Genomic DNA, 23,646 nt, shown 5'->3' on the forward strand with positions numbered 1-23,646 from the left:
GGGAGGCACCTTCCGGCAGGGGGTGGCTTACGCCCCCTCAGTTGCTGCCGGACGCCGAAAGGTTGCCGCCGGTCTCCTTCTCCGTCATGGCGGGCCGCCCCCGCACCGCACCGGCCGCAGCGTGCAGTGAGCGCAGCGCGAGCAGCAGGAAACCGATGTCGTCGAGGTAGACGGGGTCGGGCAGAAGGTCCACGGGCGACACGGTGTAGATCACCGCCGCCCAGACGAGCGCCTTGTTCTTCAGGGGGATGCCGGCGTCGACGAGGAGCCTTCTGGCCCGGATCACCCGTACCAGCAGGACGAGGGCCGCACCCGCCATGAGCAGGAGTACGAGCGCGCCGATGATGAGCCAGACCGAGGTGTCCATGGCTCATCGTCTCCCGGCCGGGCGGCCGGAGCGCGGAGGCGTCACCCGTGGCTCCTGGCCTGTTGACGGGCGCGACGGCGCTTCAGGGCACGGCGTTCGTTCTCGTCCATGCCTCCCCACACGCCCGAGTCCTGTCCGTTCTCCAGCGCCCAGTCCAGGCACTGCTCCCGCACGGGGCAGGTCCCGCAGACGGCCTTGGCCTCCTCGGCCTGCACGAGTGCGGGCCCGGTGCTGCCGATGGGGAAGAACAGGTCGGGGTCCTCTTCGCGGCATGCCGCGTGCATGCGCCAGTTGTCCATGTCTCTCACTCCTTCTCGCTGGGAACGGTCCGTCGGTCTCTGCTGGATTGCGCCTGGCTTTCGGGTTCCGCACTGTGCGCGTGACCGTCATACGGCGATCGAAACCCCAACAGGCCCGGTCTTCAGGGGATTTTGGGTCCCGGTCCGCCTTCCGGCAGCGGCGAGCCCGGGTGCGGGGCAGCCGCGCACGCGCGGTCCAGGCGGATGCGGTAGTCCATGACGACGGCCGGTTCGTCGACGATGTCCACCCGGGCGCCGGGGATCTCCAGGACCGCACGGTCGCCGATCTCCGGTGCCGGTACGCGCAGCAGGTGCAGCGGTGGCACACCGGTCATCGGGTGTGGTGGGGCGTCGAGGGGCACCACCTGCACCGTGCGGTGCCGGCGGTGGGCCGCCTCCTCCAGCACCGCCCGCTGTCCGGCCATCACGGAGGGCCCGCCGACCGGCGTACGGAGGGCGGCGGCGGGGAACAGGGCCCAGAGGGCCGCGCCGCGCGCCTCGAGACGGCGTTGCCGCTCCGCCAGCAGTTCGATGTGCCGGTCCTCCTCCCGCCGTGGCCGGGGGGAGGAGGTCAGGCCGCGGCCCAGGGCCGCCTCGTAGGCGGGGGTGCGCAGGAGTTCGGGGATCAGGGCGGGGTGCCAGGTCCGGACGAGCGCGGCGGAGGACTCGATGCCGATGACCTCCTGCTGCCACGGGTCCATCGCGTCCCGCCACGCGTGCCACCAGCCCGGCAGGTTCGCGGCGGCGATACCCGCCATGATCGGCTCGGCCTCCTCGGCGGACACGGCGTAACGCTCGAGGAGGACCCGGACCTGATAGGCGTCGAGCCCGGTCTCGGCACGCTCGATGCGCCGGACGGTGGCGGGGTGGGCACCGAGTGCCACCGAAGCCGCCTGGAGGCTGACGCCCGCCCGTTCCCTGAGCATCCGCAGACGCGCCGCCAGGACTCGGTGTTCGAGGGTGGGGCCGGACCGGGGCCTCATCCACATCCCTTCCTGGCAGGCTACGACCGGGGTGGCAGTAACCCCGGCGCCGATTCGGAACCATCCTGACATTCTGCCTCTTGCAAAGTATGCACTTTGCGCGGAGAGTACGTACATGTCGGAAATAGTCACGTGCGCGCGTTCGGCCCCGGAGGGATCGGGCGGGCGGAGCGCACAGAGCTGGTGGATTCCCCGCCTTCCCCGGGCCGTTCCTGTGGCGAGACACCGCGTGCAGGAAGCCATGCGGGGCTGGGGAGAACCCGACGAACGCGTCGAGACGGCGGCCCTTCTCGTGACCGAGCTGGTCACGAACGCGGTGGAACACACCGCGGGCCGGCGGATCCGGTGCCGTCTCCTGCGGACCCCCGGCCGGGTGCGCATCTGCGTGTGGAACCGCGGCCGCCGGGATGTGCCGAAACTGCCCGGTCCACGGGACCGGCCCTCCGGCACCGTGCCGGAGGGCCCGCACGGCGCGGAGGGTCCCGGCCCCGTGGCCTTCGGTGCGGACGGCACGGACGACGGTTTCAGTCTCGCGTCGGTGTCCGAGGACGGCCGGGGCCTGATGCTCGTGGACGCGCTCGCGACGCGATGGGGCACGCGCAGCAGCGTGTCCGGCCGACTCGTCTGGGCGGACGTCTGAGGTCTCCCGGACCGGTTCCGCTCGGCCCGGCCCTCACCTGTCCTGGGCTGCCCGGACACGGACGCCGGCCGGCTGTCTCGCGTCGAAGTGACCTCGCCCCGCCCACGGGAGCACTCGCGTACGGGCTGGGCTCAGGCGGGGCGGAAGTGCACGCTGACGGCATAGCCACAGCCCGGGTCATAGGGATCGCCGCTCCAGGTCGCGTGGCGTCGCTGCAAGGTCAGTCCGGCCTGTGCGCACCAGTCGTCGTACTCCCCGAGGGTCACGGTCGGTTCCGGCAGCGGCAGGTGTGCCGCGTCCAGGCCCATGCCCGTGACCAGCAGACCGCCGGGGCGCAGTGCCGCGGCCAGCTGACGGACGACCTCCGCTTCGGTTCCGGGAGCCAGCAGCGGGATGACGTTCCCGGCTGCGATCGCCAGATCGAAGCCCGGCTCCAGGCCGAGGGTGTCGAGGCGTGCCAGGTCCCCATGGAGCCACTCCTGTGCGGGGGCGTCCCGGCGGGCGACGGCGAGCATCGAGGAGTCGACGTCCACGCCTGTGCAGCGGTGGCCGAGCCCGGCGAGCCGGATGGCGATCCGGCCGGTGCCGCAGCCGGCGTCGAGGACCCGGGCGGCCGGTCCCAGCAACGCGGCGCAGAAGGCGGCCTCGCCATGGATGTCGTGACCCGAATCGGCGAGCTGGGCGAAGCGCTGAGCGTAGGCCTCTCCGGCCTTTCCTCCGGTGAGCTCCGCCCAGCGGTCATCTTGTCCAGTCATGTCGCGTGTGCCTTCTCGTCGGTTCGTCGGGGCTCCTGAGCCCGGACCGGCGCGTTCTCGTGCCGGATGCCACGGAGCCGGTCTCCCGGCCGGGACGGCTCAGGCCGGCACCGTCCGGCACTCCGGGTGTCCCCAGCCGTTCGGGTTCTTGGCGATCATGTCCTTGGCCGCGTACGGCTTCCCGCAGTGGCACCGGCCCGCGAACTTCGCCCGGATCGTGGCGGCGGACCGCGCCCGGCCCGAGGAGCCGGCGGTGGAGCCTCCCGTGGACCCGCTCCTGGCGGCGCCCACCGTCCGGCTCTTCGTCGAGCGGGCGGGCGCGGGCACCGGCATGTCCGCCGTGCCGTACGCGGTCCCCGCCGCCTGCTGCGAGACGGCCACCTCGCTCGCGGCCTGGTCGGCCAGCGCGTTGAGGGGGTCGCCGTCCACCTGGTGCGCCGGTACGTAGCGGAAGGTCACGGCGCGGCTGCTCAGCAGCTCGTCGATGGAGACCACCAGCTCCCGGTTGGCGACCGGCTTGCCCCCGGACGTCTTCCAGCCGTTGCGCTTCCACCCCGGCAGCCACTTGGTCACCGCGTTCATCGCGTACTGCGAGTCCATGCGCACCTCGACGGGCACGCCCGGATCGGTCGATCGCAGCAGTTCCAGCAGGGCGGTGAGCTCGGCGACGTTGTTGGTGGCGGTGCCCAGCGGGCCCGCTTCCCACCGCCGGGGTTTCCCCTGGCCATCGGCCACGACCCACGCCCAGGCGGCAGGTCCCGGATTGCCTTTCGATGCCCCGTCACACGCGGCGATGATGCGCTCGTCCATGCCCCTGATCATGCCAGCCCGGAAGCTCAGGGCACGATCGAGTCGATGTAGCCGCCGTCCACCCGCACGGCGGCGCCCGTGGTGGCCGACGCCTGCGAGGAGCTGAGGTAGACGACGAGGTTCGCGATCTCCTCGGGTTCGATCAGGCGCTGGAGCAGGGACTGCGGGCGGTGCAGCCGCATGAACTCGCGCTGGGCCTCGTCCCACGGGAGATCGCCCACCAGCTCGCGGACGAAGTCCTCGACACCACCGGTGTGCGTGGGCCCGGCGATCACGGAGTTCACCGTCACCCCGGTGCCGGCGGCCTCCTTGGCGAAGCCCCGGGAGACGGCGAGCAGGGCGGTCTTGGACATGCCGTAGTGGATCATCTCGGCGGGGATGACGATCGCGGAGTCGCTCGCGATGTTCTGCACCCGGCCCCACCCTCGCTCGGTCATACCGGGGAGGTAGCGGCGGATCAGACGCACCGCGCTGAGGACGTTGGTGTCGAAGTAGGCGCGCCACTCCTCGTCGGTGATCTCCAGCGGCGGCCGTGAGCCGAAGATGCCGAGGTTGTTGACGAGGATGTCCGCCGTGGGCACGGCCTCGTGGAGCTCCGCAGCCCCCTGCTCCGTGGCGAGGTCGCAGGCGACCGTGAGGACATCGGCGTCGGGCTCGGTGCGGCGCAGCGTTTCGGCCGCCGCGACGAGCCGGTCCCGGCCCCGTCCGGTCAGCACGACGCGCGCTCCGGCGGCGGCCAGCCCGGTGGCGACGGCGAGCCCGATGCCCTGCGAGGAGCCGGTCACGACAGCGGTCCTGCCGGTGAGATCGATACGCACCTTGCGGTCCTTCCGTCCCATGTGGGTGTGCGGGGTCGAAGCATCTCCACCCTGTCACTCCCCGGCCCGGGACGCCTTCCGGCCGCCGTGCCCCGTCCGGATCAGGCCATGGCACGGCTCGGGGCTCCCGGCCCGTGGAAACCGGCCGGGAGCCCCGTCGGGTGACTCAGAGGACGCCGGACTCGGAGACGGCGATCTTCGCCTTGGTCTTGCCGGTCGAGGAGCCGTACGACTCGATCTTGCGGACGAGCTCCATGCTCGGCTCGTCGGCGACCTCGCCGAAGACGACGTGCTTGCCGTCCAGCCACGGGGTGAGGACCGTGGTGATGAAGAACTGCGAACCGTTGCTGTTCGGGCCCGCGTTGGCCATCGAGAGCAGGCCGGGCTTGTTGTGCTTCAGCGTGAAGTTCTCGTCGGCGAACTTCTCGCCGTAGATGCTCTTGCCGCCGGTGCCGTTGCCGTTGGTGAAGTCACCGCCCTGGAGCATGAAGTCCGGGATGACGCGGTGGAACGGCGAGCCCGCGTAGCCGAAGCCCTTCTCACCGGTGGCCAGCGCGCGGAAGTTCTCCGCGGTCTTGGGGGCCACGTCGTCGAAGAGGTTGAACACAATCCGCCCAGCGGGCTGGTCGTCGATGGTGATGTCGAAAAACGCCTTGATGGTCATGAGTCCATCCTGACATCACCCGGGACCTCCCGATGCACAGGCCCCGCCCCACGGCGGCCGCGCGCCGCACGCGTACGGCGTACCACGGCGGTGAGCCGTGGTACGCCGTCTCAGTCAGGGAGAACGCCGCTTCCCCTTACCGGTGCCGCTCAGCGGTTGCCGCGGTGGCCGCCCCCACGGTGGTGCCGGCCCCAGGACTCGGAGTCGACCTTGTGCCCGCGGCTGTCGCGGAGCGTGGCGGTGTCCCTGCTGTCCCACATGTAGTGGCGGCGGTCCTGGTACACGTCGTGCCGGGTGTCACGGCCGACACCGGTGTGGACGCGGACGGAGGACCGGCCGGCCAGCCGCAGGTCGAAGGTGTACGAACGTCGGCTCTCGTCGGTGAGCGTCCAGCCGCGGAGGTTGACGGAGTGGCGGCTGGTGTTGGTCACGGTGACCCACTCGGCGTTCAGGCTCCGGTTGGAGCCGTTGTCGCGACCGGGACTGTCGTACTGGATCGCGCCCAGGACGACGGCCGAGCGGTGCGCCGGCCGGTTGTGACCGTGGTCCCGGCCATCGGCCGTCGCCGGAAGGGCCGCCGCGGCGAGCAGGGCGCCTGAGGCGAGGACGGTGGCGGTGATCCGGCGTGCGGTACGGGACATGGAAACCCCTCATCATGCGGGCCCGGCATGGAGCTCCGGGCGTTTTCCGATCCCGGCGTCGTACCGGGAACGCAAACTTTGTCCCGCTTTCGGGATGGCCGAAAGACGCCCTGGTCCGTGTGACGAAGTACGGACATTTCTGTCACACACGACTGCACCCGGCACGGATCCCGACAGTCGTAGACCTGTCAACCGTTGATCGTTGCACCGACCCTTTGCGAGGGCCGTCCGCCTGGTCACGGCGCCCCGTCCACCGGGCCCCGCTCCCCCGCACACCCCTGCCGGGACCTCGCCGATCCGTGTAACAGGAGCGACAGCGCTTACCTGGACGGACATTCCATTACCGCCGGGAAAGCAGCTCGCGCGTTCGAGCCTTCAGCATCCATCGCGAAGGGGCGAGCCGAACGCGCTGCCCCCCACCGGTGACGAAAGCGTTCACGGATGTCATCGGATCCAGCGCCATCGTCCTGGCCAGCAGGACGCCGACGGCCAGCGGGAGCAGGGTCACGGCCAGCGCCGTGCCCGCGCTGGTCAGGTTCTGGATGCGGGGGCGCGTCGGCGCTTCGGGGAGCATGGTCCCCATTCGACCAGCGGCGGCAGACGCCCGGATCGGGTCACGTACTCAGCCGCCCCGCTCCCCCGTACTCAGTGCGGCCCGTGTCCGAGCCGGGCGGAGCGGGTTTCAGCCGTCCGGTCCCCGCCGGCTCGACGCGTCGGCCCGCCCGCCCGCCCCGAGGAGGCCCGTGGGCTCGAACCGAGCCGTCCGTGCCAGTCCGGGAAGCTCCCGCTTCGAGAACGCCGTGACGACCGGAGGCATCGCGGCGCGCACCAGCTGCGTGGCGCGGAGCCACGCCGGCATGTAGGCGGCGGCGCTGCGGCGCTCGACCGCCCGCGCCATGCGGCGTGCCACGGTCTCCGCCGGGTAGACCTTGCGCGCGGGCCTGGGCATGTGCGCCCTCAGCTCGCGCAGCACGGGGTGCTGGTCGGCATCGCGGATCATGTCGGTGTCGGTCCAGTTCAGGTAGCCGATCCCCACCGCGACGTGCTCATGGGCGAGCTCGGCGCGCAGCGAGTGCGCGAAGGACTCCACGCCCGCCTTGGAGGCGCAGTACGCGCTCATCATGGGCGCGGCGCCGATGGAGGCCAGCGATGCGATCTGGAGGTAGTAACCGCGCGTGGCGCGCAGCTGGGGCAGGAAGACCCGTGCGGTGATCGCGCTGCCGATCAGGTTCACCTCGATCACGCGCCGCCAGGTCGCCGGGTCGGACTCCGCGAAGGGGCCGCCCTCGGCCAGGCCCGCGTTGGCGACCACGACCGAGGCGGGGCCGAGCCCTTCCCGTACCTCGTCCGCCACCCGCGCCATTCCCGCCTCGTCGGTGACGTCGGCCTCCCAGCACCGCGCGAGGCCCGGAAGCGAGTCCCGCACCGCGGCCAGGCCGGCTTCCTCCCGGCCGACCAGGGCCAGCGTGGCGCCGCGGTCCGCCAGCTCGCGTGCGAGGGCCGCGCCCAGGCCCCGTGCGGCGCCGGTCACGACGGCGACGCGGCCCTCCAGAGGACCGGGTGTGCTCGTCATACGCCCTCCTCGGCTCGACCCCGTCGGCGCGCGGGACGGTGTGTCCACCCAAACACTCCTGTCGGCCGGGCGCTCGGCGAGACGGGGCGGGCCTGCCTCTACTCCGGCGGGGAGGGCGGGCCCCAGTGGGAGAACCGGGGCAGCCACTTCACCCGGTATTCGGGGTGACCGGCGTGCTCGGCGGCCATCTGCCGCACGACGAAGCCCAGCCCGACGGCGCGGCCCGAGGTGAAGTCCTGGGCAGGGCGGTCGGTGTCCAGGACCGCGATCTCCTCGTACTCGTCCAGGAGGACCCTGGTGGTCTCGACGCGGCGCAGGGTGCGTGCCGGGTCCTGGAAGGCGATGTGCCGGTCGTAGGCGCGCGACCGTACGACGAAGGCGATGCCGCTCGTGCGGTCGTGCACCTCACCGGGTGCCTCGGCCGGAGTCCGCCAGCCGTCACCTCCCGCCTCCCGCGCGATCTGCTCCTCCTCGGCGAGGCGTGCCCGCACGAAGGCCAACAGGTCCGAGTTGTCTGCCATCTGGTTCCGCATCCTTCTCCGTCACAGACCGTGGCGGAGATCCACTCACCACCACGGGCCCGTTCTGCCCGACCAGCAGAGGATGCCTCACCCGCGTGCCCAGGACGCAGTCGGCACGAGGGGCGTTCCGTATGACGGACACCGCGCGGGGTGGTGACCGGCGGGATCCGGCGGGAGGCATCCCGCCGGGCGGGAGCCGAGTTCCCCTCCCGGGGTGGCGCCGGACTCCGGTGTGCGGCCGGCCCGGCGACGGTCCACGCGGGCGGCGAGCCCCCTCAGATACCGGCGGGGGCCGAGGGCTCCGTGCCCGCCCGTGCGCACACCGAGGCGGCCGTCTCGGAGGCGAACGACAGCATGTCCCTCACCTCCTCCGGATACGGCGTCGCCGTGAAGGAACCCAGGGCCCCCATCCGGCTCAGCAGACCCGCGGTGAACGCGTCCCCCGCGCCGATCGTGTTGACCACCTCGACCGGGGTGGCCGGGACGGAGACGGGCGGTGCGTCCGCCGTGAAGGCGGTGCTGCCCCGGGCGCCACGGGTGAGGACCACCAGCCTTCCTCCTGCCGCCAGTTCCCGGCAGGCCTCCTCCGGGTCGGCTCCGGGCCACAGCGTCCCCAGGTCCTCGTCGCTGACCTTCACGACGTGCGCGAGTGCGCACAGTTCGCGCAGCGCCGCCGCGCCGTGGTCGGCGCCCAATGTGCGGTCGCGGCGGACGTTGGGGTCCACGACGAGCAGGGAGTGCGCGGCGGCAGCCTCGGCGGTGGCCCGTACGGCCGATGCCGCGGGTCCCACGACGGCCGCGAGCCCGCCGGCGTACACGGCCCCGAATGCGGCTGCCCGCGTGGACAGGTCGGGCAGCCGGAACGTCGCCGTGTCCTGGAGGTGGAAGTGGTAGCCGGTCCCCCCGGCGCCCGGCTCGGCGACGGCCAGCGCCGTGGGCAGTCCGGAGCGTTCACAGAGCGTGAGGTCCACCCCGGCCGCCCGCAGCCGCTCCTCGATCATGCGGGCGAAGCCGTCGCCGCCCAGCCCTCCGGCGAACGCCACCGGGGTGCCGAGCGTGGCCAGCCCGACGGCGACGTTGGCCGGGGCCCCGCCGGGCTGGGCGGCCCGCAGGCCGCCGTCGTCGGCCATGGGTACGAGGTCGACGAGCGCCTCTCCGAGTACGAGAACGGCGCCGGGACCGCCCGTCACGGCTCGACCACGATCTTGCGGCCGACGCCCGCCTTGAAACGGTCGATGGCCTGCGGGTACTGGTCGAGCGGCAGCCGGTCGCTGATGAAGACGGCAGGGTCGAGGACCCCGGTGGCGAAGAGCGCGGCGGCGCGTTCGTAGCTGTGCAGAACGGCCATCGAGCCGGTGATGGTGATCTCCTGGTTGTAGATGCGGTACGGCTCGATGACTGCCGTCGTCGCGTAGTCGGCGACCCCGAACTGGAGGAAGGTCCCGCCCTTGGCGACGCGTCCGAGGCCGTCCTGGATGGCGGCGGCGTTCCCCGTGGCGTCGATGACGACGTCCCAGCCGCCGGGCCGCTCCAGCTCGTCCGCCCCGGCCGCGGACCGGGAGCAGCCGAGGAGGCCGGCCGTGGCGAGACGGTCGGGGTTGACGTCCAGGATGTCCACGCCGGCCGCACCGGTGCGCTTGGCGAGTTCGAGCATCATCAGGCCCATGGTCCCGGAGCCGTAGATCAGCACCTCGGCGCCGAGGGTGCTGTTCAGTACGTCGTAGCCCCGGACGGCGCAGGACAGCGGTTCGATGAGGGCCGCGTCCCTCACGTCGATGTGGTCGGGCAGCCGGACGCAGTTGGCGACGGGGGCCACGGCGTACTCGGCGGCGCCGCCGGAGACGGTGACGCCGATGGCGGCCCAGCGTTCGCAGAGGTTGCCGCGCCCGCTGCGGCAGTAGCGGCACTCGTGGCAATGCAGCGAGGGGTCGACGGCGACGCGGTCGCCGATGGCGAGCTCCGTGACGTCACGGCCGACGCCCACGATCTCCCCGGCGAACTCGTGGCCGGGGACGAGCGGCAGGGAGGGCGCGAACTCGCCCTGCAGGATGTGCAGATCGGTTCCGCACAGCCCGCAGGAGGCGACGGACACGACGACCTCGCGGGGGCCCGGGGTGGGGTCGGGGACGGTGGTGACGGAGATCTTCCCGGGTGCTTCGACGATGGCTGCCCGCATTATTTCACTGCTCCGAGAGACAGGCCCTGGACGAGTTTGTCCTGGGCGGCGTAGCCGGCGGCGAGCACCGGCAGGGACACGACGACGGACGCGGCGCACAGCTGGGCCAGGAAGAGGCCCTGGCTGGTGACGAATCCGGTGAGGAAGACGGGTGCCGTCTGGGCGACGACGCCGGTGAGCACCCGTGCGAAGAGCAGTTCGTTCCAGCTGAAGATGAAGCAGATCAGCGCGGTGGCCGCGATCCCGGGGGCGGCCATCGGTGCGACGACCCGGGCCAGGACGGTCGGCAGCCTCGCGCCGTCGACCTGGGCGGCCTCGATGACCGACACCGGCACGTCCGCGAGGAAGGACTGCATCATCCAGACCGCGATCGGCAGGTTCATCGAGGTGTAGAGCAGGACGAGGAGCCAGATGTTGTCCAGCATCCCGGCGTTCTTGGCGAACAGGTAGACGGGGAGGAGGCCCGCGACGACCGGCAGCATCTTCGTGGAGAGGAAGAAGAACATCACGTCCGTCCACTTGGGGACGCGCCGGATGGAGAGGGCGTACGCCGCCGGGAGCGCCAGCAGGAGCACCAGGACGGTGGAGAAGAAGGAGGCGCCCAGGGAGTTGAGCAGGGGCGGCCACGGAGTGACGCCGGTGTCGGCGCCGAAGAAGGCGCGGTAGCCGTCGAGGGTGAGCGGCGCGAAGAGGGAGGGCGGGTTGGTGGCGGCGTCGGACTCCGCGTGCAGCGAGGTCAGCAGCATCCACAGCGCGGGCAGGCAGAAGGCGAGTCCTGCCGCCCAGGCCAGCAGGCCCAGCGCGGTGGAGCGGCGTCTGGCCCGCCGCAGGATGCGTTGTGCGGACGGAGCGGGCGCGGGGACGGTGGCGGTGGTCATGCGCGGTTCGCCTCCTCACTGAAGAGGGACGAGACGGTCCGGAGCGCGAAGGTGGCGATGATGATCGTGCCGATCACCACCACGACTCCCGCGGCGGACGCCAGTCCGTATTCGTGGGCCTGGTAGAAGGTCTGGTAGATCGTGTAGGGAAGGTTGGCGGTGTCGAGTCCGCCCGCGGTGATCGTGAACACCGCGTCGAAGTTCTGCACGATGTAGACGGCCCCGAGCAGGACACCCAGTTCGAGGTACCTGCGCAGATGCGGCAGCGTCAGATAGCGGAAGGTCTGCCAGGCGCTCGCGCCGTCCAGGCGGGCGGCTTCGACGACCTCAGCGGGCCGGCTCTGGAGGCCGGCGAGGAGGATCAGCATCATGAACGGCGTCCACTGCCAGACCAGCGCCGCGATGACGGCGAGGAGCGGCATGTCCGCGATCCAGTCGGGCTGGCTCGGGCTGGTGTCGCCGAAGAGGTCGCCCACCCAGCTGAGCGCGCCGTTGAGGAGGCCGTACTCCGGGTTGTACAGCGCGTGCTTCCACAGGAGCGCGGCGGAGACGGGCACGATCAGGAACGGCGTGATGAGCAGGGTGCGGACCATGCCCCTGCCGAAGAACGTGCGGTCCAGGAGCAGGGCGAGGGCCAGTCCGATGACGACGGTGGCGAGGACGACGCCCACGGTCAGCAGGATCGTGGTGACGACGGAGTCGCGGAGCGCGGCGTCGGTGAAGACGGACGCGTAGTTGTCGAGCCCGTTGAAGGCGCGTTTGTCCGGACTGAGGGAGTTCCAGTCGAAGAGGGAGATCACCAGGGTCGCCACGAACGGCAGTTGGGTGACGACGATCAGGAAGACCAGTGCGGGGAGCAGCGGAGCCCTGGTGGCCCAGGCCTTGGCCCGGTTCGCCTTGGGCGCCGGGGCCGCGGGTGGCCGGGGTGGTGACTGGGGTGTGGTGCCGACTGCTGTGGTCATCGGTACTCCTTGGCGACCTGTTCGGCCAGCTTCTGGGAAGCGGCCAGCGCCTTGTCGACGGACTGGCGGCCGGCGATGGCCGCGCTGATCTCCTGCGCGACCCTGGTCCCGAGATCGGTGAACTCGGGGATGCCGACGAACTGGATACCCGGCACGGGGCGCGGCTGGGTTCCCGGGTTCTTCGGGTCCGCCCCCGAGATGGCCTGCTCGGTGACGTCCGCGAAGGCGCCTGCCGCCTCGCGGTATTCGGGGTTCTCGTAGGTGGAGGCGCGTTTGCCGGCCGGGGCGTTGGACCAGCCGCTGGTCTCACCGACGAGCGACTCGTACTCCTTGCTGGAAGCCCAGGAGACGAACTTCCACGCGTCGTCCGCCTTTTTGGACGCCTTCTGGATGCCCCAGGCCCAGGTGTAGAGCCACCCGGAGCTCTTGGTCTCCTCGACCGGCGCGGGTACGTAGCCGATCTTCCCCTTGACCGGGGAGCCGGCCGCCTCCAGCGAGCCGGCGCCCGCCGTGGCGTCGTACCACATGGCGGTCTTGCCCTGCGTCATGTTGTTGAGGCACTCGGCGTATCCGGACTGGGAGGCGCCGCGTTCACCGTGCTTGCGCACGAGATCGACGTAGAACTCGGTGGCCTTCCTGAACTCCGGTGAGGTGAGCCGGGGTTTCCAGTCCTCGGTGAACCAGGTGCCGCCCATGGTGTTGACGACGGTGGTGAGCGGGGCGATCAGCTCGCCCCAGCCGGGCAGTCCACGCAGGCAGATGCCCTTCATGCCGGGCTCGGCGCCGTCCGCCCGCGCCGCGAGGTCCGCCACCTCGGTCCAGGTGGGGTGCGAGGGCATCGTCAGCCCCTTCGCGTCGAAGACGTCCTTGCGGTACATGAGGAACGACGACTCGCCGTAGAAGGGTTCGGCGTAGAGCTTGCCCTCTGCGGTGAGTGACTCGCGCAGGGGTTCGAGGATGTCCTCCTGGTCGAAGTCGGTGTCCTCGGCGGCGTAGGTGTCGAGGGGGTGCAGCCATTCGTTCTTCGCGAAGAAGGGCACCTCGAAGTTGCTGATGGTGCCGACGTCGTACTGGCCCGCCTGGTTGGAGAAGTCCTGACTGATCTTGTCGCGGACGTCGTTCTCCGGGAGCACCGTGAAGTGGACCTTGATGCCGGTCTCCTCGGTGAAGTGCTCGGCGGTGAGCTTCTGCAGCTCCAGCATCTGGGGGTTGTTCACCATCAGTACGTTCAGTGCGTCACCCCCTCCGAACGCGGTGCCGCCTGCTCCGGCGCATCCGGCGGCGAGGAAGGCCATCACTGCCGTGCCCGCGACCGCACGCACGCGGATCCCACGGCGTCGTTGCTGGTGGGGCATAGAATCTCCTGATCGGTCGTAGCGGCTCGCGGATCGGTGCCCGTGCGCTCCGGCTCTCCTGACGGTTCCGGGCATGGCGGGGCTGCCCTGCGGGTGTTGCTCGAAGAGGACGCGAGGGCGGGAGCGGGGGACGGGGGACGGGTACGGGGACGAAGGGGCCGGGTGCGGCGGGGCGGTCCCGCCGTCGTGTCAGACGCGGATGACGTTCGGGCCGAGCAGGGAGTAGCGCTGGGCTTCCGCCGAGGGCAGACCGGTGTCGGTGACGACGGCCTCGAAGTCACCGACACCGGCGAAGCGGCAGAAGCTCACCGCTCCGAACTTCGAGTGGACGCCGGCGAAGACACGGCGGCGGGCGCTGCGCATGGCCTGCGCCTTGACCTCGCCGACCGCCGGGTCCGGGGTGGTCAGCCCGTACTGGCGGGAGATGCCGTTCGCACCGACGTAGGCGAGGTCGATGACGAAGTCGGCGAGCATACGGGTCGCCCAGTGGTCGACGGTCGCCATGGTGCTGCCGCGCACCCGGCCGCCGAGGAGGAGCACGGCGGTCTTCTCCGAGTCCGCCAGGACCGTGGCGACGGCCAGGGACGCCGTGACCACCGTCAGCGGGCGGTCGCGGGGAAGCGCTTCGGCGATGAGCTGCGGGGTGAAGCCCTCGTCGACGAAGACCGTCTCGGCGTCACCGAGCAGCTCGGCGGCGGCCGTCGCGATCCGTGACTTCTGCGGTACGTGGTGCGTGGTGCGCATCGCCAGGGTGGTTTCGAACCCGGCACTCTCGACCGGGTACGCACCACCGTGCGTGCGCCGGACGAGCCCGTGTTCCTCCAGGGCGTGCAGATCGCGCCTGATGGTCTCCTTGGCCACCTCGAACCGTTCGGCCAGCCGGTTCACGTCGACCGAACCGTCCTGTCGGGCCGTCTCGAGAATTCCCCGGCGGCGTTCCTCGGTGCCCACGACACATCCCTGCGCTAGTGCGAATCAGTCGTGGGCCCGGCGTCCGTTCGGGCCCACGCATTGTTTGTACAAGCAGAAACGGCTGTACGACCAGCTTCCTCGCGCCACAGCCTCTGCCCGTTCGTGCCCGTTTCTCCACCGGTCCCCACGCTGGTGGCCCGTGACACGGCGGTGGCGGGGCGCCCGCGCGGCGCCTGCTTCGCCTGTGGGCGCGCCCGTTTCATGCCCGTCAGCGGTCACAGAGGCGTGGGCGCGCTTCTAGCACAGCACTCCCGCGGTCGCGCCAGGAACAGCAGAGAAATGTCTGATTGCACACCCCAAGGCCCGATTTCGGCCAACCTTCCGGTCTTCGGGAGCCCGCGGACAACCTCCGGCGGGTTCGCCCTCTCTCATGGGCAAAGCGACTCCACCGCCCCGACGGGGCATCCGGACATCGGAGAACGATGAGCAGCAGAACCCCCCGCAACCGCCTGTGGCGTCCGGCTGTCGCCGCGGCCGCGGCGATCACCGTGACCGCCGGCGTCGTCGCCGCGGCGCCCGACAGCGAGCAGGCGGCTCCTGTCCCCCAGCTCGGCCTGGTCGCCGCCTCGAAGTCGGTGACGCTCGACTCGTGGAAGGAGGATCCGGGCGTCTACCTGGACCTCGGGACGTATCTCACCGCTTCCGGTGCCCCGCTCGAGCTGCGGGTGACCCGCAAGAGCTACAAGGACCCGGTCGTCGCCACCCAGATCATCCACGAGGGGAACAAGACCCGGACCAAGGCCCTGCCCAAGGGACTGGTGAAGGACTTCTCGGGGCTGCCGGGCTTCCTCCGGATCACTGTCCGGGACGCCGCGGGCAAGGCCGTCGTGAACCGTACGGAGTCCTTCTGCCCGAACAACGCCTCGGGCCGGATTCTGCCCGAGGCCCCGTCCACGTCGAAGTATCCCGAGAGCTGTCCGACGAACCCGTTCACGCTCGGATCGGTGTGGGGCGTCGAGAAGGGCTGGGCTGCCAACACGTACGCGGGCTACTACGCCGCGCCGGTCGCCCTTCCCGCCGGGACGTACACCGCGGAGGTGGCCGTCACCCAGCGCTACCGCGACCTGTTCAAGATCGCTGACGCGCCGCAGACCGTCAAGGTGACCGTGCGCGAGCGCAGTTGGGAGGAGGAGAGCCCGGCCGGCGCCGCGGGCGCCCGTTCCGCGTCGGAGCACGCGGCCCACGGGGCCGGGCACTCGGGCCACGCCGGCCACACCGCCGCGCGCACTCCCGCCCCGGCGGCCGCGACCACCGGCGCGGGCCCCTCGTACAACGTGGGTCACGGCCCCCACCCGCCGGCGCCCGCCGCCGTGCCGTGGGCCGCCAAGCGCCAGGGCCTCCGGTCGGCGCAGGGCGACGGGCCGGGACTTACGGACGGCTCCCGGCAGGCACCCGCCGCGCGGCCGAACGCGCAGCGTCCGACGGGCAGGGCAGCCGTTCCGGACGTTCCCAAGCCCGACCTGCGCTCCCTGCCCGCCTACGGCATCACCATCGGGCAGGGCGACGCAGACGCTCCGGGCAAGGACTATCTGGCCTTCAGCGCCAACGTGTGGAACGCGGGCCCCGCACAGCTGGTCGTGGACGGCTTCCGCAAGCCGGGCAACGAACTGATGGACGCTTACCAGTACTTCTACGACGCCTCGGGCAAGCAGGTCGGCTACACCCCGACCGGCACCATGGAGTGGGACCCCCGCCCGGGTCACGAGCACTGGCACTTCACCGACTTCGCGAGCTACCGGCTGCTGAAGGCGGACCGGAAGGAGACCGTACGCAGCGGCAAGGAGGCCTTCTGCCTGGCCAACACCGACGCGGTCGACTACACGGTGAAGAACGCCAACTGGCATCCGGACAACACCGATCTGTCCACGGCCTGCGGCCAGGAGAACTCCATCTCCGTACGGGAGGTGCTCGACGTGGGTTCCGGTGACACGTACACCCAGGACCTTCCGGGCCAGTCCTTCGACATCACCGGCCTGGCGAACGGCACCTACTACATCCAGGTGCTGGCCAACCCGGAGAACCGGCTCAAGGAGACCGACCTCGGCAACAACAGCGCCCTGCGGAAGGTGGTCCTGGGCGGCAAGCCCGGTGCCCGCACCGTGACCGTGCCCAAGCACGACCTGGTCGACGCCCCCTGATACCCGGTCCGCCGCGCGGCCCCCGGGACATGGTCCCGGGGGCCGCTTCCGTCAGGCATGAGAGATCAACGGCTGCCGCCCCTGCGTGAGTTGCTGTGGCAGACTGCGCAGGCGGAGCGGTTCACCTCATCTGCGACGGAGCGCGTCATGACGACTGGGACACCCCGGCCCCCGATCGACACCAGCAGGCCCCACTCGGCCCGCGTGTACGACTCGCTGCTCGGAGGCAAGGACAACTACCCGGTGGACCAGGCGGTGGCGCGGCACCTGCCGGCGGAGGCGAAGGCCGGGGCGTTCCAGAACCGTGCCTTCATGAACCGCGCGACGGCCTGGCTGGCCGGCGAGGGCATCAGCCAGTTCCTCGACATCGGCACGGGGATCCCGACCGCGCCGAACCTGCACCAGATCGCCCAGGAGATCGATCCGCGGTCACGGGTCGTCTACTGCGACAACGACCCGATCGTCCTGCGCCACGCGGAGGCGCTCCTGATCAGCAGTCCGCAAGGGGCCACGGACTACGTCCACGCGGACGTGCTCGAACCGGGCACGATCATCGAGGCGGCCCGCAAGGTCCTGGACTTCGAACGGCCCGTCGCCCTCTCGCTCCTGGGTCTTCTCCACTTCCTCCCGGACGACCAGGACCCGCGGGCCGTCGTGCGCACACTGGCTTCCGCGCTGGCTCCGGGCAGTTACGTGGTGCTGTCGCAAGGTGCCTCGGACGTGAACCCCGAGCGCGGCGAACAGGGTGCGGCCGAGTACGGCAAGGGGGGCATCCGGCTCGCTCTCCGCACCCGCGCCGAGTTCGCCGGCTTCTTCGAGGGCCTGGACATCGTCGAGCCGGGTCTGGTGACGGCTCCCGAGTGGTTCCGCGGCACACCGGCCCCCGAGCAGGAGTTCAGCGGCGTCTACGTCGCGGTCGCCCGTATCCCGTAGTCACGGTCCGGAAGGGGAGGTGCCCATGGCCGAGAGCCATCAGCACGCGGCAGCCGAGGCGTTCGACGCCATCGGGGCCGACTACGAGGCGGCTTTCGCCGGCTCGGCCGCGCACCACGACTCACTGGACCGGCTGCTGGGGCGGCTGGCGCCGCACAGCAGGATTCTGGACGTCGGCAGCGGGACGGGCCGGCCGACCGCCCACACCCTGGCGGCCGCCGGGCACGAGGTGCTGGGCGTCGACGTCTCACCGGTGATGGTGGACCTGGCGTCCCGCCGGGTCCCCGGGGCGTCGTTCCGCCGGGCGGACATCCGTGAGCTCGCCCTGGAGAAGGAGAGCTTCGACGCCGTCTGCGTCTACTTCTCGCTGCTGCAGATGTCGCGCGAGGAGCAGCGTGCCCTCGTGCACCGTCTGGCGCGGTCGCTCAGGCCGGGCGGTCATCTGGTCCTGGCGACCGTGCCGCTGGACGTGGAGGGCGTGAGCACCGTCTTCATGGGCCAGGAGGTACGGGTGACCAGCTTCGGGCCCGACGCGCTCAGGGCACTCGCGGCCGATGCCGGGCTGACCGTCGTGCACGAGACCGCATCGGTGTTCACTCCGGACCGGCCCGGGGCGGTCCCCGAACCCCATCTGTTCCTGGACTGCCGCCGGTGATCCGCCGGTGATCCGTCACCCCGGCCCGTTGATCTCCGGCTGCAGCGGCTGTTCCGTCCAGATGACCTTGCCGCCGTCGTCGGTGTAGCGGGTGCCCCAGCGCTCGGCGAGCTGGGCGACGAGGAACAGGCCCCTGCCGCCCTCGTCCATGCCGGCCGCCTGGCGCAGGTGGGGCGAGGTGCTGCTGCGGTCGGACACCTCGCAGATCAGCGTCCTGTCACGGATCAGACGTACGCCGATCGGGCCGGTGGCGTATCGGATGGAATTGGTGACCAGTTCGCTGAGGATCAGCTCGGTCGTGAAGGCCTCCTCGACCAGATCCCACTCGTTCAGCTTGCGGGACACCTCGGAGCGCACCCTCGCGACCGCGGAGGGTTCCGAGGGCACATCCCACACGGCCACGTTCTCGGGGGCGAGACAGCGGGTGCGACCGACGAGCAGCGCGATGTCGTCGCGTGCCTTGGCGGGCACCAATGCGCGGAGGACGGCCTGGCAGGTCTCCTCCGGTGTCCGGCCGGGGTGTCCGGCCAGGGCCTCGCGCAGCATCTCCAGCCCTTCGTCGATGTCGCGGTGCCGGTCCTCGACGAGCCCGTCCGTGTAGAGCACGAGACGGCTGTTCTCCGCAAGCTCCAGGTCGAGGGTCTCGAAGGGCATGCCGCCGAGTCCCAGGGGCGGGCCGCCCGGGACGTCCGCGAACACGGCGTCACCCTCGGGGCTGACGATCACGGGCTGGAGGTGGCCCGCGCGGGCCATGGTGCAGCGTCCGGACGCCGGGTCGTAGATCGCGTAGAGGCAGGTGGCCCCGGTGACGTCGCCTCCCTGCGAGCCCTCGGCCGACTCGTCCTGGTCGATGCGGGCGACGAGTTCGTCCAGGTGCCACAGCAGTTCGTCAGGAGGCAGGTCCAGAGTGGAGAAGTTGTGGACCGCCGTGCGCAGACGCCCCATGGTGGCGGCCGCGTGGAGTCCGTGCCCGACCACGTCCCCGACCACGAGGGCGACACGGGCGCCGGGCAGCGGGATGATGTCGAACCAGTCGCCGCCGACACCGCCCAGCCCGCCGAGCCCCGCCTGCGCGGGGAGGTAGCGGTAGGCGGCGTCGATGGCGCTCTGGACGGGAAGTCCCTGCGGCAGCAGGCTGCGCTGCAGGGTGACCGCCACGTTGTGCTCACGGGAGTAGCGGCGCGCGTTGTCTATGCTCACGGCGGCGCGGGCGACGAGCTCCTCCGCGACGGACAGGTCCTCGTCCTCGAACGGCTCGGGGGTCTGGGCTCGCCAGAACAGGGCCGCGCCGAGGAGCACGCCTCTTGCCCGCATGGGGACGGCCATCAGCGAGTGGAACCCGCTCTCGAGGATGCGCTCGGCGCGTTCCGGATTCTTCTGCTGCCAGCCGCCGCGCCGCGCCAGATCGGTGTCGAGGACGGCTTCGCCCCTGAGCAGGCCGGCACCGAGGTCCGTGGTCTCCAGGAAGCGGATCACCGAGCCCAGCGGATGGAGCCCCGTGTCGTCGCGTGGGCCGCTGAAGGCCGAGCGGCGCAGGCCGTCGGTGGTGGCCCGGGCGATCGTGGGCTCCTCGCCGCGCAGCACGCCCTCGGCCAGATCGACGGTGGCGTAGTCGGCGAACCGCGCGGTGGCGAACTCCGTCAGCTCCTCGCAGGTGCGTACGACATCCAGGGCGGTGCCGATCTCCGTACCCGCGTCGTAGAGGAGCTTCAGCCTGCCGCGCGCCATGGCCGCGCTGCCCGTGAGTGCCTGCAGCTCCGTGGTGTCGCGGAGGGTCGTCACGCTCCCGGGCGGTCCGCCGTGTCTGTCCGTGGCCCGCTGGCTGATGGCCAGGACACGGTCTCCCACGGAGTGCACCTCGTCGGTCGCGCTGCGTCCGGAGGTCAGCAGTCCGGTGGTGACCGGATCGAGCCCGAGCTCCGTGACGGGCGTGCCCTCGATGTCCGGGGGCAGGTGCAGAAGCCTCCGTGCCTCGTCGTTGGCCAGCAGCAGCCGCCCGTCACCGCCGACGATGAGCACGCCTTCCCGCACGGCGTGCAGAACGGCGTCGTGGTGCTCGTACATCTGGGTCATCTCGGTCGGGCCGAGTCCATGGGTCTGGCGTTTCAGGCGCCTGGTGACGAGTGCGGTGCCTCCCATGGTGAGCAGCAGGATTCCCGCGGCCGAGCCGAAGAGGAGGGGAAACTGGTCCTCGGCGGCCCCGCTGACGCTCTTGATGGTGATGCCCGCGGACACCAGGCCCAGCACTTCGCCGTCGGCCCCCTTCACGGGCACGACGGCCTGGATGAGCGGTCCGATGGTGCCGTCGACCTTCTCGGTGACGACACCGCCCTCCAGGGCGGGCTCCACGGTGCCGACGAACTTCTTGCCGATCCTGTCGGGCAGCGGGTGGGTGAAGCGGACGGAATCGAGGTTCATGACGACGATGAAGTCGACCCCGGAGCCCTTGCGCGCCGCCTCGGCCTCGGGCTGGAGCGCGGCCGTGGGATCGGGGCTCCGCAGAGCCGCGTCCACGCCGGGGGCGTTCGCGAAGGTCTCGGCCACGGCGACCGAGCGATTACGGGCTTCCCGTTCGCTGTCGGCCCGCGACTGCAGCACGAGTGCGGCCACGGATGCAGCGACGAGCAGCACCACGATCGCCACTTGCAGGAGAAAGACCTGACCAGCGAGGCTTCTCATCCGGAGAAACGAACGCGGGCGGCCGTAGCGTCCGGCCATGTCCCCCTTTGTACACGGCTTCCCGCCTCCTCGCCGCCCCGCCGCACGCGCGGGCGGGCGGACGGGACGCCATGGATGGCGGCTACTGCAGGGCGCGCACCGCGGCGGCGAACAGCCGGGGCAGCCGGTGGGCGGCGGGCACGATGAGCCCGGCGGTCCAGGGGTTCCCCGCGGCACCCAGCAGCACCCCGGTGAGCAGGCGGTGCCGGCGGGTCAGCCGGGCCCACTGCGCGGGGTACGCCTCGGGCCGGCCCGAGGCGAGGCAGTCGACGGCCGCCGAGGCGGTCGCCGCGGCCAGGGCGATCCCCTCTCCGGTGAGCGCGTCGACGTAACCCGCCGCGTCACCGGCCAGCAGGACCCGGCCGGCCCTCGGTGTGCTCGCACTCCTGCGCAGCGGGCCGGCGCCGCGTACGGGTCCCGCCTCCCGTCCGGTGAGCCTGCGGGCCAGGGCGGGGAAGGCGGAGAGGTGCTGCTCGTGGGAGCCCCGGTGGCGGCTCAGCACGGCGACGCCCACCGTCTCTTCCCCCACCGGTGTCACATAGGCCTCGCCGAGGCGCGACCAGTGGACCTCCACGAGGTCCGTCCAGGGGGCGGTCCGGTAGTGCCGGCGCAGCCCGTATCTGCGGGGTGCGGCGCAGGGGCGTTCCAGGCCGAGGGCACGGCGCAGCGGCGAGTGCAGGCCGTCGGCGGCGATCAGCCAGCGGGCGGTCAGTCCCGCCGCCGTGACGCTGTCGGAGCCCTGGCGTACGTCTGTCGCCCGGCCGGCGACGACGCGTACGCCGAGGGCCTGGGCGCGCCGGAGCAGCGCGGCGTGGAGTTCGGTGCGCCGGACGCCGAGCCCGGGGCCTCCCAGGAAGGCCGCCTCGGCCTGCCGGGGGCCTTCGACATACCGGATGCCCCGGAGTTCACAGCCGGCCGGAGTGACGCCCAGGGCGCGCAGGGCCGCCACTCCGCTGGGCATGATTCCCTCGCCGCATGCCTTGTCCACGGGCAGCGGGCGGGGTTCGACCACGACGGCCTCCAGGCCGGCCGAGGCGGCCCGGATCGCCGCCGCGAGGCCGGCCGGCCCGCCGCCCGCCACCAGGATGTCGATCACGCGCGCGCGTCCGCTCCGACGAGGCGGGCCAGCGCGCCGTCCTCGCACCGGATGCGTACGCTCATGAGCGCCGCGTTCAGCACGGTGAACAGGACGGCGGTCACCCAGGCGCCGTGGACCAGCGGCAGGGCGGCCCCCTCGGCGGCGACCGCCACGTAGTTCGGATGGCGCAGCCACCGGTAGGGGCCGCCGGTCACCAGGGGCAGGCCGGGGACGACGATCACCCGGGTGTTCCAGCGGCGTCCCAGGGTGCGGACGCACCACCAGCGCAGTCCTTGCGCCAGGACCACCACCGCGACCATGGCCCAGCCGGCCCATGGCACGAACGGGCGGCCGGCCAGCCAGGTCTCGGCGAGACAGGCGGCGAGGAGCCCCGTGTGCAGGGCAACCATGACCGGATAGTGTCCACGCCCGGCTTCGGTGCCGCCCCGGGCCAGGCTCCAGCGGGCGTTGCGCAGCGCCACCGCGAGTTCGGCCAGGCGTTCGACGGCTACGGCCAGCACGAGGGCCGTGTACCAGATCATGTGTTCCTCCCCGCTACCACCGCAGCAGCACCAGTTCGCAGCAGAAGCCGGGGCCCATGGCCATCAGCAGACCGGGCGTGCCGGGCTCGGGCCCGCGCTGTTCCATCGTGTCCCGCAGGACGTGCAGCACCGAGGACGACGACAGGTTGCCGACCTCGGCCAGCGAACGCCAGGTGACGTCCAAAGCGCCCTCGGGGAGGGACAGGGCGTCGGCGACGGCGTCCAGGACCTTGGGGCCGCCGGGATGGCAGACCCAGCGGGCGACGTCCTTCGGCTTCAGCCCGTGCTCATGGAGGAAGCCGCTGACGTCCTCGGCGAGATAGCGGCGTACGACGTCGGGGACGGCCGGATCGAGGACGACCCTGAAGCCGGAGCCGCGGATGTCCCAGCCCATGACGTGGCCGGTGTCCGGGTACAGGCGGCTGCGGGTGTCCACGACCTCGGGGCCGCGCACCGGCGTCCGGTGACCGTCGCCGACGAGGACCGCCGCCGCGGCGCCGTCGCCGAACAGCGCCGTGGCCACCAGGTTGGCGGGGCTCGCGTCGTCCCGCTGGAAGGTGAGGGAGCAGAGCTCGACCGAGAGCAGCACGGCCACCTGGTCCGGCCGGCCGTGCAGGTAGTCGTGCAGCCGCGCCACCCCGGCGGCTCCGGCGACGCAGCCCAGCCCGAAGACGGGCAGCCGCTTCACGTCGGGGCGAAGGCCGATCCGTCCGACGAGCCGTGCGTCGACGGAGGGCGCGGCGATCCCGGTGACCGAGGTGAAAAGCAGCAGGTCGACGTCGGCGGGGCGCAGTCCGGCCTTGCGCAGCGCGCCTCGGACGGCTTCGGCCCCGAGGTCGACGGCCGCTGCGATGAACACGTCGTTCGCGGCCCCGAAGCCGTCCAGTTCGCCGTAGCGCTCCAGGGGCAGCACCGTGTTCCGGGTCCGCACTCCCGCGTTGGCGTGGATCCGGTCCAGCACACGGCGGTCGGTGCCCGGGGGCAGGCAGGTGCGCGCCACCATGTCGGTGACGTCGCCCTGGGGGTGGCGGTGCGGCGGCAGGACTCCGTGCACGGCCGCGATCCGGGTCACCCCGGCCACCGCTTCGGAAGGGTCATGTTCCACATCCTGCCTACATACCGGGGCAAATCGGAGCACATGCGGCGCGCGGCTGCCGTGTTCGTACGT

Annotated in this window: 25 protein-coding genes; 4 read left to right on the plus strand and 21 right to left on the minus strand. The window is 71.6% G+C overall.

The genetic code is table 11. The annotated features are described in order from the left end of the window. Positions 1–37: 37 nt before the first annotated feature. From ACZ32T_RS23595 to ACZ32T_RS23605, 3 genes are all read right to left on the minus strand, one after another. Positions 38–367, minus strand: a complete 330-nt coding sequence (locus ACZ32T_RS23595) for a YkvA family protein (protein ID WP_467268910.1) — start codon at positions 365–367, stop codon at positions 38–40. A gap of 41 nt (positions 368–408) precedes the next feature. Next, the gene (locus tag ACZ32T_RS23600) at positions 409–666 is read right to left on the minus strand and encodes a WhiB family transcriptional regulator (protein ID WP_014157877.1); all 258 of its coding nucleotides are present in this window, start codon (positions 664–666) and stop codon (positions 409–411) included. A 122-nt stretch (positions 667–788) separates the two neighbouring features. Next, the gene (locus ACZ32T_RS23605; protein WP_467368814.1) at positions 789–1,649 is read right to left on the minus strand and encodes a helix-turn-helix domain-containing protein; all 861 of its coding nucleotides are present in this window, start codon (positions 1,647–1,649) and stop codon (positions 789–791) included. A 241-nt stretch (positions 1,650–1,890) separates the two neighbouring features. Here ACZ32T_RS23605 and ACZ32T_RS23610 point away from each other — a divergent pair, with 241 nt between their 5' ends. Continuing rightward, the gene (locus ACZ32T_RS23610) at positions 1,891–2,289 is read left to right on the plus strand and encodes an ATP-binding protein (RefSeq protein ID WP_467368816.1); all 399 of its coding nucleotides are present in this window, start codon (positions 1,891–1,893) and stop codon (positions 2,287–2,289) included. Between the two features lie 131 nt (positions 2,290–2,420). On the opposite strand, the gene ACZ32T_RS23615 is transcribed toward ACZ32T_RS23610, so the two are convergent. The 14 genes from ACZ32T_RS23615 to ACZ32T_RS23680 form a co-directional block, all read right to left on the minus strand. Beyond that, a complete protein-coding gene (locus ACZ32T_RS23615; RefSeq protein ID WP_467368818.1) occupies positions 2,421–3,044 on the minus strand; it encodes a class I SAM-dependent methyltransferase in 624 nt (207 codons plus the stop codon). Between the two features lie 99 nt (positions 3,045–3,143). Beyond that, complete coding sequence (locus ACZ32T_RS23620; RefSeq protein WP_467368820.1) at positions 3,144–3,854, minus strand: ribonuclease H family protein; 711 nt, start codon at positions 3,852–3,854, stop codon at positions 3,144–3,146. Between the two features lie 26 nt (positions 3,855–3,880). Continuing rightward, complete coding sequence (locus ACZ32T_RS23625) at positions 3,881–4,672, minus strand: SDR family NAD(P)-dependent oxidoreductase (RefSeq protein WP_467368822.1); 792 nt, start codon at positions 4,670–4,672, stop codon at positions 3,881–3,883. Positions 4,673–4,838: 166 nt separating this feature from the next. Next, the gene (locus tag ACZ32T_RS23630) at positions 4,839–5,336 is read right to left on the minus strand and encodes a peptidylprolyl isomerase (protein ID WP_467268897.1); all 498 of its coding nucleotides are present in this window, start codon (positions 5,334–5,336) and stop codon (positions 4,839–4,841) included. A gap of 149 nt (positions 5,337–5,485) precedes the next feature. Next, positions 5,486–5,977 (minus strand): lamin tail domain-containing protein, encoded by a 492-nt coding sequence (locus tag ACZ32T_RS23635; RefSeq protein WP_467268895.1) that lies wholly within the window; start codon positions 5,975–5,977, stop codon positions 5,486–5,488. A 340-nt stretch (positions 5,978–6,317) separates the two neighbouring features. After that, a complete protein-coding gene (locus ACZ32T_RS23640; protein ID WP_467268893.1) occupies positions 6,318–6,551 on the minus strand; it encodes a hypothetical protein in 234 nt (77 codons plus the stop codon). Between the two features lie 108 nt (positions 6,552–6,659). Continuing rightward, a complete protein-coding gene (locus tag ACZ32T_RS23645) occupies positions 6,660–7,550 on the minus strand; it encodes an SDR family oxidoreductase (protein WP_467368824.1) in 891 nt (296 codons plus the stop codon). Positions 7,551–7,648: 98 nt separating this feature from the next. Further along, positions 7,649–8,071 carry a DUF6221 family protein gene (locus tag ACZ32T_RS23650; RefSeq protein ID WP_467268889.1) on the minus strand — a complete coding sequence of 141 codons (423 nt, stop codon included), beginning with the start codon at positions 8,069–8,071 and terminating at the stop codon, positions 7,649–7,651. Positions 8,072–8,346: 275 nt separating this feature from the next. Beyond that, positions 8,347–9,261 (minus strand): PfkB family carbohydrate kinase, encoded by a 915-nt coding sequence (locus ACZ32T_RS23655; RefSeq protein WP_467268887.1) that lies wholly within the window; start codon positions 9,259–9,261, stop codon positions 8,347–8,349. Next, positions 9,258–10,247: a zinc-dependent alcohol dehydrogenase family protein gene (locus ACZ32T_RS23660; RefSeq protein WP_467368826.1), complete on the minus strand. Its 990-nt coding sequence runs from the start codon at positions 10,245–10,247 to the stop codon at positions 9,258–9,260. Before ACZ32T_RS23660 ends, ACZ32T_RS23655 begins: the two co-directional genes overlap by 4 nt. Continuing rightward, positions 10,247–11,125, minus strand: a complete 879-nt coding sequence (locus tag ACZ32T_RS23665) for a carbohydrate ABC transporter permease (RefSeq protein WP_467368828.1) — start codon at positions 11,123–11,125, stop codon at positions 10,247–10,249. Before ACZ32T_RS23665 ends, ACZ32T_RS23660 begins: the two co-directional genes overlap by 1 nt. Further along, positions 11,122–12,087, minus strand: coding sequence for a carbohydrate ABC transporter permease (locus ACZ32T_RS23670; protein WP_467368830.1), 966 nt, complete (start codon positions 12,085–12,087; stop codon positions 11,122–11,124). The genes ACZ32T_RS23665 and ACZ32T_RS23670 overlap by 4 nt, the downstream gene beginning before the upstream one ends. Continuing rightward, complete coding sequence (locus ACZ32T_RS23675; RefSeq protein WP_467368833.1) at positions 12,084–13,442, minus strand: ABC transporter substrate-binding protein; 1,359 nt, start codon at positions 13,440–13,442, stop codon at positions 12,084–12,086. Before ACZ32T_RS23675 ends, ACZ32T_RS23670 begins: the two co-directional genes overlap by 4 nt. A gap of 189 nt (positions 13,443–13,631) precedes the next feature. Then, positions 13,632–14,393, minus strand: a complete 762-nt coding sequence (locus tag ACZ32T_RS23680) for a DeoR/GlpR family DNA-binding transcription regulator (protein WP_467268876.1) — start codon at positions 14,391–14,393, stop codon at positions 13,632–13,634. Between the two features lie 443 nt (positions 14,394–14,836). Between ACZ32T_RS23680 and ACZ32T_RS23685 the strand changes: the two genes are divergently transcribed. From ACZ32T_RS23685 to ACZ32T_RS23695, 3 genes are all read left to right on the plus strand, one after another. Further along, the gene (locus tag ACZ32T_RS23685; RefSeq protein ID WP_467268874.1) at positions 14,837–16,552 is read left to right on the plus strand and encodes a lysyl oxidase family protein; all 1,716 of its coding nucleotides are present in this window, start codon (positions 14,837–14,839) and stop codon (positions 16,550–16,552) included. A 147-nt stretch (positions 16,553–16,699) separates the two neighbouring features. After that, on the plus strand, positions 16,700–17,485 hold the full coding sequence (locus ACZ32T_RS23690) for an SAM-dependent methyltransferase (RefSeq protein WP_467265676.1): 786 nt from the start codon (positions 16,700–16,702) through the stop codon (positions 17,483–17,485). Positions 17,486–17,510: 25 nt separating this feature from the next. Further along, on the plus strand, positions 17,511–18,140 hold the full coding sequence (locus ACZ32T_RS23695) for a class I SAM-dependent methyltransferase (protein WP_467368835.1): 630 nt from the start codon (positions 17,511–17,513) through the stop codon (positions 18,138–18,140). 15 nt (positions 18,141–18,155) lie between these two features. Here the strand turns inward: ACZ32T_RS23695 and ACZ32T_RS23700 are convergent, their stop codons facing one another. The 4 genes from ACZ32T_RS23700 to ACZ32T_RS23715 form a co-directional block, all read right to left on the minus strand. Beyond that, complete coding sequence (locus ACZ32T_RS23700) at positions 18,156–20,858, minus strand: SpoIIE family protein phosphatase (RefSeq protein WP_467265672.1); 2,703 nt, start codon at positions 20,856–20,858, stop codon at positions 18,156–18,158. A gap of 82 nt (positions 20,859–20,940) precedes the next feature. Then, positions 20,941–21,954 (minus strand): NAD(P)/FAD-dependent oxidoreductase, encoded by a 1,014-nt coding sequence (locus ACZ32T_RS23705; RefSeq protein WP_467368837.1) that lies wholly within the window; start codon positions 21,952–21,954, stop codon positions 20,941–20,943. Beyond that, the gene (locus ACZ32T_RS23710; RefSeq protein WP_467368839.1) at positions 21,951–22,478 is read right to left on the minus strand and encodes an isoprenylcysteine carboxyl methyltransferase family protein; all 528 of its coding nucleotides are present in this window, start codon (positions 22,476–22,478) and stop codon (positions 21,951–21,953) included. The genes ACZ32T_RS23705 and ACZ32T_RS23710 overlap by 4 nt, the downstream gene beginning before the upstream one ends. Before the next feature lie 13 nt (positions 22,479–22,491). Beyond that, entirely contained in the window at positions 22,492–23,583 is a 1,092-nt protein-coding gene (locus ACZ32T_RS23715) for a type III polyketide synthase (protein WP_467368840.1), read from the minus strand. Positions 23,584–23,646: the final 63 nt, after the last annotated feature.

The organism is Streptomyces sp. NPDC023573 (genome assembly GCF_055559735.1).